The 11,809-nt window shown below is 37.6% G+C and carries 11 protein-coding genes and 1 riboswitch; all 11 genes read left to right on the forward strand.

The features are described 5' to 3' along the window. Positions 1-65: 65 nt before the first annotated feature. Positions 66-303: riboswitch (cobalamin riboswitch) on the forward strand. 130 nt (positions 304-433) lie between these two features. The 11 genes from KKC46_17785 to KKC46_17835 all read left to right on the forward strand — a co-directional run bounded on the left by KKC46_17785 (position 434) and on the right by KKC46_17835 (position 11,467). Beyond that, positions 434-2,491 carry a TonB-dependent receptor gene (locus KKC46_17785; GenBank protein ID MBU1055653.1) on the forward strand — a complete coding sequence of 686 codons (2,058 nt, stop codon included), beginning with the start codon at positions 434-436 and terminating at the stop codon, positions 2,489-2,491. Between the two features lie 82 nt (positions 2,492-2,573). Further along, entirely contained in the window at positions 2,574-4,622 is a 2,049-nt protein-coding gene (locus tag KKC46_17790; protein ID MBU1055654.1) for an adenosylcobinamide amidohydrolase, read from the forward strand. Positions 4,623-4,878: 256 nt separating this feature from the next. Beyond that, the gene (locus tag KKC46_17795; GenBank protein MBU1055655.1) at positions 4,879-5,820 is read left to right on the forward strand and encodes a cobalamin-binding protein; all 942 of its coding nucleotides are present in this window, start codon (positions 4,879-4,881) and stop codon (positions 5,818-5,820) included. Between the two features lie 126 nt (positions 5,821-5,946). Continuing rightward, entirely contained in the window at positions 5,947-6,957 is a 1,011-nt protein-coding gene (locus KKC46_17800) for an iron ABC transporter permease (protein MBU1055656.1), read from the forward strand. After that, complete coding sequence (locus tag KKC46_17805; protein ID MBU1055657.1) at positions 6,954-7,826, forward strand: ABC transporter ATP-binding protein; 873 nt, start codon at positions 6,954-6,956, stop codon at positions 7,824-7,826. Before KKC46_17800 ends, KKC46_17805 begins: the two co-directional genes overlap by 4 nt. Before the next feature lie 76 nt (positions 7,827-7,902). Continuing rightward, entirely contained in the window at positions 7,903-8,031 is a 129-nt protein-coding gene (locus KKC46_17810; protein ID MBU1055658.1) for a hypothetical protein, read from the forward strand. 71 nt (positions 8,032-8,102) lie between these two features. After that, positions 8,103-8,735, forward strand: coding sequence for a MotA/TolQ/ExbB proton channel family protein (locus tag KKC46_17815; GenBank protein ID MBU1055659.1), 633 nt, complete (start codon positions 8,103-8,105; stop codon positions 8,733-8,735). Further along, positions 8,732-9,136: a biopolymer transporter ExbD gene (locus KKC46_17820; GenBank protein MBU1055660.1), complete on the forward strand. Its 405-nt coding sequence runs from the start codon at positions 8,732-8,734 to the stop codon at positions 9,134-9,136. Before KKC46_17815 ends, KKC46_17820 begins: the two co-directional genes overlap by 4 nt. Continuing rightward, on the forward strand, positions 9,137-9,850 hold the full coding sequence (locus KKC46_17825) for an energy transducer TonB (GenBank protein MBU1055661.1): 714 nt from the start codon (positions 9,137-9,139) through the stop codon (positions 9,848-9,850). Positions 9,851-10,178: 328 nt separating this feature from the next. After that, a complete protein-coding gene (locus KKC46_17830; GenBank protein ID MBU1055662.1) occupies positions 10,179-10,361 on the forward strand; it encodes a hypothetical protein in 183 nt (60 codons plus the stop codon). Between the two features lie 383 nt (positions 10,362-10,744). Then, complete coding sequence (locus tag KKC46_17835) at positions 10,745-11,467, forward strand: peptidase E (protein MBU1055663.1); 723 nt, start codon at positions 10,745-10,747, stop codon at positions 11,465-11,467. The last annotated feature ends 342 nt before the right edge of the window (positions 11,468-11,809 follow it).

Consider the following 11,809-nt stretch of genomic DNA (forward strand, 5'->3'; position numbering starts at 1 on the left):
GTCGTCAATTATGTTTCAATCATAGATTTATTATTTTTATTGACATTTAGCATAAGTAACAATAGAAATCAAAATCATATTCAGGTGCTCAATTTGAGCATAAAAGGGAACCCTGTTAGAATCGGGGACGGGCCCGCCGCTGTGATCGGGGACGAAAACCGCATTTTTGCCACTGTCTGTTTTAAAAACAGGTGGGAAGGCGCGGTCAGCCCGGTTGAATTTTCCAAAAGGAAATTTTAATCAATGGGGCAAAAGTAGATTGATCCGATAGTCAGAAGACCTGCCTGAGTAGTTTGTGTGTTCTCCGAGGACAAGAGAGCGCAGATAGTATCTTGAGGATAAAAAAGGGTAATCCCCGGGACGATATAATCGGTCCGGGGATTTTTGTTTCCGGACCTGGAAATTATTAATAATATTTCAGGAGGAAGGAAAAGTGAAGAAGAGCTTATCGGGTTTTTTGTCGGTATTATTTTTGATGATGATACCTTCATTGGTTTTTTCAGAAGATGTAAAAGACGGTATAGTGTCTACACCGGTATTGGATGAAATAGTTGTAAGCGCTACAAAAACAGAGGAAAAAAGGAAAGATATCGCAAATTCGGTAATTATAATGGATAAAAACGATATACAGGAATCTGCGGCAACCTCAGTTGGAGAATTATTGGCGAATGAGCCGGGCATAGATTGGAGAACTTATGGAGATTATGGAGGTGCATCTCAAGAGATTCATATTAGAGGTATGGGTGCTGAGGGCACTCAGGTCCTTGTAAATGGCATAGTAGTTAATTCTCCATCTCTTGGTATAGCCGATGTTGGCAGGATACCTTTAAACAGTATAGAAAAAATTGAAGTGGTTAAGGGTTCAGGATCGCTTCTTTATGGCACAAGCGCTATGGGTGGAATAGTAAATATTATAACCAAGAGACCGAAAAAAGACAAAATGGATCTTAAGGTTAGTGCTGGTTATGGTTCTGAAAACAGATATGAAATTTCAGCCGAACAGGGGATGTTTATCACAGATGAATTTGGATATTATCTCACAGCTACAAAACGTGATTCGGATGGTTTTCGGGAAAATGCTGAGAGCAATCATAAGGACGTATCTTTAAATCTTGTTTATGATATAGGGGATATATTGGGTATAAGCCTTTACGGGGATTATATTGACAGAGATTTTGGTCGACCAGGCGTTGAGCCTTCGCATGGAACATCTAATTTTTATTATAATGGAACTAAAGTATATGATGAACACTCCGCAAGTGTACTTGATGAAGGTGCTGATGAGGATGCACACCTTGTACTTACTATGAAAAGCAGCCCTGTAAAATGGCTAGGTATAAACTTAAAGGGCAGCTATATGAATATGGAGAATTATAACTATAGACGCTATTATGATTCTTTTCTGCCTGGGGTGCCTGGTGATGAGAGTTGGACAACTAATGAAGTTATTCAGGTTGAAGGCAATGTTGATATTCAACCTATAAAAAGTATGAAATTCTTATTGGGGGGGGAATATAAGGAATATGACTGGGAAAATAAAAAATATGACTTAACCGGCAGTGGAATAAAAGATTATACAACGAAGGCAAAAAAAGATGCGAATGTATATACCAATGGCTTGTTTGCTGAAGCGCAGTATAGTCCTTGTAGCTTTATTAAGGTTTTGGCAGGAGTTCGGCATGAAGAGCATTCCGAATTTGGGACAAAAGATGTTCCTCGTTATGGTATAATTGTAAATCCTTTAGAAGGTACGGTATTTAAATTTAATTATGGAAAACACTTTAATGCTCCAACATTAAATGACCTTTTTTTTCCGTACGAAGATTGGGGATGGGGTTCGGGTGCTGAGGGTAATCCCAATTTAAAACCTGAAACGGGGGAACATTCTGATATTACTTTAGAACAGTCTTTATTAAATGATAAAGTCTTTATTACTGCATCATATTTCAAATGGGATATAAATGATAAAATACGATGGGCCTCAGATTCCTTCTATTTTTATAGACCTGAAAATCTGGACAGCTATAAAGCGAAAGGTTGTGAAATCGGAGCAAAGGTTGGTCCTTATTATGGCATAAACTTATTTTTTAACTATACTTATACTGATGCTGAAGAAGAAATCGCAGGAGGTGTTAAACGTAAGAATCTTTATACCTCGGATCATTTTTATAAGTGCGGTTTTACCTATTGGAATGATATAGGATTTACTATGACCACTACTTATAGATATGTAGGAGATCGTCCCGGTTATTACAGAAATGATTCGGACAAGCATGCCGAGGTTAATTTAGCTTCATATAATACTGTGGATATAAAGCTTGAACAACGTTTATTTGATAATTGGGTTTTGTCTTTGCAAGGTAATAATCTATTTGATGAAGAATATGATACTTATACGTCTACTTTCTACAATTCAGTTGGCACTCCTAGTCGGGATAGATATCCAGGAGCAGGAGCATCAGTATTTTTTAGCGTAGGTTATGAGTACTGAATCTTTTTATAAACGGTTCCGATAATCAAATGTTGTAATTGTAATTTTTGATTTGATTATCGGAACTTTGTTTACGGATAAAATGAAAAAAATCGAGGGAATCAATGTAATGATAAATAAAATTAAATTTAGCATATTGTATTTTATTAGCATTTTTGTTTTTTGCACTATCATTCCGGCATTATGCTATCCTCTTGACTTTATCGACCATGGCGGAAACCACATTAATATCGATAAAACCCCATCATCAGTAGTATCCCTTGTTCCATCCGTAACTGATATCATATTTAAGCTTGGTGCAGCAGACAATCTTAAGGCCGTGACTATTTATGATACTTCTCCTCCTGAGGTAAGCAAAAAAGAGGTTGTCGGGGGATTTTTCTCGCCTTCTGTTGATAAGATCGAAAAGATAAATCCTGATGTTATCTTCTATTCAAAGTTGCAAAAAAATGTAGTTGAAAGATTTAAGAATAAAAAATGTATATTGATCAATCTTGAACACGATTCCGTATCTGACTCCTTTGATGTGATTTATACATTAGGTAAAATATTTAATAAAGAAGAAAAAGCAAAAAAGATTGTAGAACAAATCAAAGAAGAATTTGAGCTTATTTCAAAAAAAACAAGCAGGATTCCTGAAGCAAATAAACAAAGAGTAATAAGGCTTATGGGAAGAGATAAGATAATGACTCCTGGTGACGACTCCTTTCAAAACGAGCTTATACGTTTTGCAGGAGGTATTGCGCCAGTGTTCAATAAAAAGGGAAAGATAGTAGATGTCACCAAAGAGGAATGGATGAAATTCAATCCCCAGGTGATTTATGGCTGTGGAGGCGACACAAAAAAGGTTAATAAAATATTTAGTGAACCGGGCTGGAAAGATGTAGATGCGGTAAAAAACGGCAGGATCTATAATTTCCCTTGTGAGTTGACTTGCAGGGCTTCTGTAAATTCGGGATATTTTGTTTCATGGCTTTCTGCAAGAATATATGGCGATGAGTTTTCCGATGCTTCAAACTTTGTATTGGAAGAAAAGGTTTTTAAATCAAAAAAAATCGATGTGGATCTGGATTATATAAAAGATGTACATATTGATTACAGCAAGATTTATGATTTTGACAACAAAACGTTGGTTGTGGAATTTAAAAAGCCGCTTTCTATAGTTTCAACACTTGAAGGACAGCGTGATGGCATAAAAACAGTTGGCAATCATTATTCGCCTCCGCCTTGCTGGGGTATTGGGCATAATGAAGGTTTTGAGTCGCAACGGGATCATGTTTATAAAGTCATTGGAAAATCATTGGAAGACTCAAGTTTTCTTTTTACCGGAGCGGATATGGACAATCTTGCTGTCAAACGCAAGGAATTTAAAGATATGGTAGTCTATGCTCTGGTAACTGCCGGTGTTAAATCCAATGCTATGCGTATGTCAGCAGACGAAGGTATGTTCTATGAACCGGGAACAATAAATATCATTATTTTAACAAATATGAAGCTTACGCCAAGGGCTATGACAAGAGCTATTATTTCGGTTACGGAAGCCAAGAGCGCAGTTATGCAGGATCTTGATGTAAGAAGTACTTATACTCCTATGATTAATATGGCTACAGGAACAGGTACTGATAATATTCTGGTTGTAGGTGGTTCCGGAAAAGAATTGAAAAATGCCGGAGGCCATACCAAACTGGGTGAATTAATCGCAAAAGCAGTTTATGCTGGTGTTTCTGAAACAATATACAAGCAAAATGGAATGATTTCAGAGCGTAATATCTTTTCGCGTTTGAGAGACAGAAATCTTAGTGTATTTGAGATACTTTCTGCATACGGATGTGAATGCAGCTCCGGAGAATCCGGTATGGTAGGCGAATTCGAAGGTCTTTTGCTGCAACCCCGTTATGCTTCTTTTTTAAAAGCATCTTTTGCTTTAAGCGATGATTATGAAAAAGGCCTTATTAATGATCTGAGTTCTTATGAATTATGGTGCAAGCAGGTGGAAGAAGAAATAGCCGGGCGAAAAATAAGTGAAGATAAGGACTATCTTGCCGGAATTGATTTGCCGGTTGTTATTGATATGGCTTTAAATTCATTATTAAGTGGTATTCATGAAAGAAAGAGTGGTTCATCAGAATGATTTGACCATTTTACATATATTTAGTATTGTTTGATTTTATTATTTAGATAATAGGATTCAAGGATTCAAGGGTTCAAGGATTCCAGGGTCCAAGGGGAAATGTATAGGGATCAAGAATAAAGTTTCAGGTGAAAAGCGCAAATAACGAAGTCCATGGATTGATAGTTCAAAAGCATATATTTTATTACTTGAACCATTAACCTTGTCACTTGAATCCTTGACCCCTCGACCCCTCGAATCCTAAAATTATAATCATATGAAAAAAAATAAAATTTATATTTTAGCTCTTATTGCATTTTGCCTGATTGTAAATACTTCCTGGGCCGAAACCAGAACTTTTACCGATCAAGCGGGGCGGACTGTTAATGTCCCTTTAAATCCTCAAAGGATTGTATCCCTTGCACCAAGTATAACCGAGATCGTTTTTGCTCTTGGGGAGGAACATCGGTTAAAGGGAGTTACCCTGTTTTCAGATTATCCATCCGAGGCAAAAATGATTCCTGTTGTTGGTTCATATGTGAATCTGGATCTTGAAAGAATTGTAGCATTAAAACCTGATTTATGCATTGCAATAAAAGACGGAAACTCCAGAGATACGGTAAAACAACTGGATGCTTTAAATATTCCGGTTTATGCTATTAATCCGAAAAATCTGGAATCAGTGATGGACACTGTTGTTGAAATCGGGGAGCTTTTAAATGTTTTAAAAGAAGCCAAAATCCTTGCTAATGATATGAGCAAGCGTATCGAACATATAAAAGCACTTGTTTCAAAAGTTGATCATAAGCCAAGGGTTTTCTTCCAGATAGGAATTGCTCCTATTGTCTCTATAGGTACTCATACATTTATCCATGAGCTTATTACGCGTGCAGGAGGGCAGAATCTCACCGAGGGTCCTATTGCCTATCCAAGATATTCCAGAGAACAGGTTTTGGGATTGGCCCCTGAAGTTTTTATTATCACATCCATGGCAAGGGGTGAGATTTTTGAGAAGGTGAAGGCCGACTGGAGCCGCTGGAAGGATTTACCGGCGGTAAAAAATAACCAAATTTATCTTGTTGACTCAAATATATTGGATCGACCCACGCCCAGAATGGTGGATGGCCTGGAAATGCTGGTTAAAATAATTCATCCCGAACTCTTCAGTAACAACTCAGGTTCACAGCTCCGAGGTTCACAGTTCAAGGTTAGAGAGTGATGAAAATTAATAATTTTGAAGATATTGAAGCGTGGCAGCTAACCGTAAACCGTAAACCACGAACCCTTGAACCCTTGAACCTTGAACCATGAACCCATGAACCATTAACCTTGGAACCCCAAACCCATGAAAACGGCGCCTCATTATATTACTAAAAGACTTTTACTGCTGTCTTTATTTTTATTTGTATTATTACTTGTCTGTGTTTTTGCCGGGATTTCTCTGGGGTCCACCGGAGGAGGATTTGCGTGGGTGTGGAACTCAGTTACGGGACAAACCGCCGCTGATTCAATGTTAAATACAATCATCTGGCAGATTCGCTTTCCAAGAGTGCTAATGGCTGTGCTGGTCGGAGCCACACTTTCTTTGGGGGGTCTTGTCTTTCAGGCGCTTTTACGAAATCCTCTTGCGGAACCTTATATTTTAGGTATTTCCGGTGGTTCCGCAATAGGAGCTATTATTGCCATTCTTGCAGGGCTATCACTCTTTCCGGGTGTCAGTCTGTTAGCATTTTCAGGAAGTATTATTATACTTGTATTAATTCTTGCCATGTCTTCAGGCCAATCAATTTTAAAAAAAGACTCTTTGCTTCTATCAGGAGTTATAATTAATGCATTCTGTGCGGCTGTGATAATGTTTCTGATTTCAATGGCGCATGACACAAAAATACATAATATCATGTTCTGGCTGATGGGTGATTTGTCAATGATTGAGATGCGGCATGTCGGATATCTTGCATTGATACTTCTGCCGTGTTTTGCAATCATTTTTATTTTTTCAAATTCCATGAATCTTATGCTTTTGGGAAAAGAAATGGCTCAGTCTATGGGAGTAAACATCAAAGCGGTAACTATTACTCTGTTGATAACAACTTCTCTTATGGTCAGCGCCACTGTTGCTAATTGCGGTCTTTTGGGCTTTGTGGGTCTTGTTATGCCTCATCTTTTGCGTTTAACCTTCGGATCTGATCACCGCATACTGGTGCCTGCATGTATCCTGGCAGGAGGATCATATATGGTCATTTGTGATTTGCTGGCAAGAAGTATACCGCAGCAAGGTGAGATGCCGGTTGGAGTTATTACCGCCATGATAGGCGCACCGCTGTTTATATATCTATTAAAAAGGTCCGCGCGATGAACAATGCAATTGATATAAGCGGGCTAAGTTGCGCCTACGGGGAAAACACTGTTCTTAACGATATCGGTTTTTCTGTAAAATCCGGAGAACTATTTATTATTATCGGGCCAAACGGTTCGGGAAAGACGAGTTTGCTTAAAACCATATCAGGAAACATGAAATACGAAGAAGGTGGAATTAAATTATCCGGGCGGAATATTAATGCTTTTTCCAGAAAATCTCTTGCCAGATCTATTGCGCTTGTTCCTCAGAATGTACCCACGGACTTTCCTTTTACTGTTAAAGAACTGGTTCTTATGGGGCGTTCTCCCTATCTGGGAATTTTAGGCCTTCCCGGAAAAGAGGATTTTGAAATTGCAGAACAGTCCCTTGCTTTTACAGGTGCAACACATCTTTCTTCCCGCAAACTGGATCAGTTAAGCGGTGGAGAAAGACAACTGGTTTTTATTGCAAGAGCAGTTTGTCAACAGACCGGTATTATTCTTCTTGATGAACCTACCGCATCCCTTGACCTGTCGCATCAGGTTAGCATAATGGATCTTATGGAAAAGCTTGTGGAGAAGAAAGGGCTCACCGTTGTTATGGTATCTCATGATATAAATCTTGCTGCAATGTATGCTGATACTCTGCTTTTGCTTAAAGCCGGCAAAATCAAAAGCATTGGAAGGCCTGAAGAAGTACTTACTTTTAAAGTGCTGGAAGAGGCTTATGGATGTACTATTCTGGTGGATGAGAGTCCTCTGGGAAATGTTCCAAGACTTACGCTTGTTCCGCAAAAGTATGTTGATTCAAATAATAAGTGCATCATCTCCAAAAGAGTTGAAATAGATGAAGGGGTCAAGGAATCAAGGGGTCAAGGGTTCGAGTGAGATAACTTGTGAAAGTTATCAAGAGCTAAATGTTATTTTGATTATAATTTCAGTTTGTGAATTGGAAACCCAAATTATGATATCTGGTGACTTGGGTTATATGGAAAAAGAAAGGTTTCAGGAAATAAGAGAAGATATCGGGGATGTTGAGAGAATGCTGAAAGTGATGATCAAAACCCTGGAAAATAAACACTTGAATCCTTGAATCCTGGACCACTTGGACCCTTTCTCCCAAGTAATTGGGAGAAGACTAGTTAATTGATAAGAGGTGAATATATGCTGGAAATGTTTAAAAGCGGCGGACCTGTTATGTATCCGCTTTTATTGTGTTCAATAATGGCTATGGCAATAATTATTGATCGTTGTTATTTCTGGATTCTTACAGGAATGAGAAGAAACAGGGATCTTGTAAACGATGTTCTTGATCTTTGTCGCAAGGGTGATTGGGATGCCGTTAGAGCAAGATCCACCGGTTCGAATAATTATGTTGTAAGAGTTCTTATAAGCGGGATTTTACATCGTGAATATTCTCTGACAAAAGCAATGGAGTCTGCCGCAGCAGAAGAAATAAAACGTATGAGCAGATATATGGGAGTATTGGATACCATTATTACAGTAGCCCCGCTTCTTGGAATATTAGGAACCGTTACAGGAATTATAAAATCATTTGAAGTGCTGGGAGCAGGAGGGCTTGATAATCCTCAATCGGTTACAGGAGGCATTGCAGAAGCATTGATTACAACTGCTGCCGGACTTTCAATAGCTATACCTTCGGTATTTTTTTACAATTATTTTAACTCATGCATTCAACGTGCGGGCCAGATTATTGAAAAATACGCCACAAGTTTTGAAATTGTCTATGAAAAAGTTGTTACAGCATCGGATGGTAATAAAGGAAATAAAGAATGAAAGTCAAAATACCATCTGCTCAAAAAAGCAGGATCGAAATGATCCCTCTTATTGATATTGTTTTTCTGGTTCTTGTATCATTTATTTATGCAACCCTTTCCATGGCTGTGCATAAAGGCATGCCTGTATGCCTTCCTAAATCAAGTGCTGTAAAACCTGAAAAAAAACTGGTGCTTTCCGTTACAATTGATGCGGAAGGCAAAATCTATGTGAATAAACAAGAAGTATTGCTTGAAGATTTGAGCGTAACACTTTCTAATATGGCCAAAGGGCATACTGATCCTGGAGTTTTGCTTTTTGCAGACAAAAGCATTTCATACCAGGAACTTTTTAAAGTTTTAGATAAAATTAAAATATCAGGATTGGAGCGTATTTCTCTACAGGCAGAGGCGGAAAGATAAATGAAGCGTCTGCTGGTTGCCATAGTACTGGCGCTTATGTTTCATGCCGGTTTGATGGCGCTTAATTTAGGTTGGTTTTTTGAAAAAAACATTAAATTGCCAAAGGCTGATTTTGTTGAAGTAACAATATCATATCGCGAGCCACCTCCTAAACCTGTAGTAAAAATAAAAAAAGTTAAGCCTGTTGAAAAACCGAAAATAAAGCCTAAAAAAACAGTAATACCTCCAAAAAAAATTGAGCCAATACCGGTTCCGGTAGAAGAGATCATTTTACCTGATAAAAGGGAAATAGAAAATGACCAACCTGAAATAATATCGGAGCCTGTAGAAGATAATAAGGATAATGAAGAAATTGAGGAAGAAACTGATAATATAATAACTGATGAAAACATATCAGAAGAGAATAATACGGATGATGATATTGCTACTGCAAATGTTATACGGGAAGCATACCCTTTATATAAAACCAATCCTCCTCCTGCATATCCGCGAATAGCCAGAAGAAGAGGTTATCAGGGTATAGTAATATTAAATGTTTTAGTTGATGAAAACGGCCGGGTAAAAAATTTAAAATTATTTACTTCAAGCGGCCATAGCATTTTAGATAAAGCGGCATTAAATTCAGTTAAAACTTGGGTTTTTGAACCTGGAACGAAGGGGCGAAGTAGGATGGCAATGTGGGTAAGAGTGCCAATACGATTCGAGTTGAAGTAGGGCGGGGCTATATACCCATAGCACTATCTTAATGAATAAATAACAACTACATGAAAGTAATTTGAATATCGAATATAGAACAAGGAAACAACCCCCTTAATCCCCCTTTTATAAGGGGGAATGAATATCGAAGGAAGATAAACGATATGATATCGAAGATCGTTGGTTGAAACTTTTAATATCAATATTTGTTAAAAGTATTAAAACTGAAAAATAAAAAATATTCATAATTCGAAATTCCTTGTTCGTTTTTTTAAAGACACACTTAAATATTAACATAGCGCTTATGGGTTTTATACCCTGCCGAAATATGGTAAAGGAGTTAAAGATGTATCTTTACTGGCGTATACAGCAGGATTTGAACTGTCTTGGTGAAACCATACAATTTACTGATCCGAGCTTTATAAGATGCTATCGGCAATGGCTGAGAAAAAATCTGGCAGGTATAGCCCTTGCGGAAGGTTTTGAAGTTGAAGAATTGCTTATACAAAGTTTAAGTGAAACGAATTAACGATTATCATAAGAGCCAGTTTCAAAACGCCCCATTTTGGCCGATCTCTGCGTTGGGCTCAAATTTTAATCCTCGAAATACTCAATTTATTATCCTATCCCGCTTTTGGAATGCATGTAACCGAACGTGCGGAGCTTTGTTACAAAATCTTAAAAGATATGAGGGCTTTTAACCTTATTTTTAGATATTTCAGAATTTGTATTTATCCGGAAAACTGTAAATCACTTCGTATTGAGTATTATACCGTTAGAAAAATTAGTATCGAATAAGAATTTTCTTGTTAAGAAATTTTTGTTTTAGTATTTTTACGGAAACTATAGAATAACTTATGTCGTTGCGCTATCGCACGCGCTTATTTGTATTTTGATTGGGAAAGATATCCTATGGCTGTTTTCGTGTTGATTGGCGGTGGTGAACTTCGTGATTTAGAAACCTTAAAAATTGATGAAAGCATTGTCCAGCTTTCTAATACTACAAATCCAAAACTGCTATTTATTCCAACTGCAAGTCATGATTCAGAAGGATATATAAAGACTATTGAAGAAGTATTCGGGGAAAAACTTGGATGTATTTGTGATTCCTTGTGTGTATCAAATAGTAATATTACATATAGTGAAATTGAATTGAAAATTGGAAGCGCTGATATCATTTATGTTGGTGGTGGAGATACAAAATACTTAATCGATATATGGAAAAAAGAGAAGGTTGATAGAGCGTTAAAAAAGGTAATAAATACGAATAAAGTTCTTTGTGGATTAAGTGCTGGATCTATGTGTTGGTTTGAAAAAGGTATTAGCGATACTGAGATTTTTTCAAGCAATACAGAATGGAATTATAGTTTGATAGATGGATTGAAAATTATACCTGGTATTCATTGTCCACATTTAGATGATAGAGAAGATGAAGATGCTTTTAATAGATATCTGAAGAAAAAAGATATAGAGTTTATTGGCATAGAAAATAATTGTGCTATTGTGATTGAAAATGACAAGTACAGAATTATTCAATCAAATAAAAATAAGCATGCATATCTTGTTAAAGTAAAAAATGGGAATATTACTAAGGAAAAGCTGAATGAATTTGGAAACATTTCAGAATTTAAATAATAATGTTTTAAAATGACATAACATACGCTTCAACCGGATAGCGCTATTGCCAAGGTTCTGTGCTATTCGCTTCGCTCATTAACGCACAAACCGCGCCAATGACGCGCTACCGGTTAAGCGTCTGTTAGTTCGCCAAGCGCAGCTTGGTGCTTCTTATAGTGTGTCCTGCTTGAGTTCCCGGTCAGAAAGTCCTTATCGGGAAAAGCTTAACCAGCAGCCCGTACCGAGTGTTGCGCGGTCTGCGGACTTGGTCTTATGACAAGGAACAATGATCGTGAAGCGTACACAGGGAACACTGTAGGCCGCAGGGGAGCCGTACCTCCCTTAAGCAATTCAGCCTCG

The sequence above is a fragment of the Pseudomonadota bacterium genome, assembly GCA_018817425.1.
GTDB lineage: Bacteria > Desulfobacterota > Desulfobacteria > Desulfobacterales > RPRI01 > RPRI01.

Coding starts and splice junctions, on each gene's coding strand:
- KKC46_17790 (MBU1055654.1), top strand. CDS start 2,574: ATGAAAAAAATCGAGGGAATCAATGTAATGATAAATAAAATTAAATTT.
- KKC46_17795 (MBU1055655.1), top strand. CDS start 4,879: ATGAAAAAAAATAAAATTTATATTTTAGCTCTTATTGCATTTTGCCTG.
- KKC46_17800 (MBU1055656.1), top strand. CDS start 5,947: ATGAAAACGGCGCCTCATTATATTACTAAAAGACTTTTACTGCTGTCT.
- KKC46_17805 (MBU1055657.1), top strand. CDS start 6,954: ATGAACAATGCAATTGATATAAGCGGGCTAAGTTGCGCCTACGGGGAA.
- KKC46_17810 (MBU1055658.1), top strand. CDS start 7,903: ATGATATCTGGTGACTTGGGTTATATGGAAAAAGAAAGGTTTCAGGAA.
- KKC46_17815 (MBU1055659.1), top strand. CDS start 8,103: ATGCTGGAAATGTTTAAAAGCGGCGGACCTGTTATGTATCCGCTTTTA.
- KKC46_17820 (MBU1055660.1), top strand. CDS start 8,732: ATGAAAGTCAAAATACCATCTGCTCAAAAAAGCAGGATCGAAATGATC.
- KKC46_17825 (MBU1055661.1), top strand. CDS start 9,137: ATGAAGCGTCTGCTGGTTGCCATAGTACTGGCGCTTATGTTTCATGCC.
- KKC46_17830 (MBU1055662.1), top strand. CDS start 10,179: ATGTATCTTTACTGGCGTATACAGCAGGATTTGAACTGTCTTGGTGAA.
- KKC46_17835 (MBU1055663.1), top strand. CDS start 10,745: ATGGCTGTTTTCGTGTTGATTGGCGGTGGTGAACTTCGTGATTTAGAA.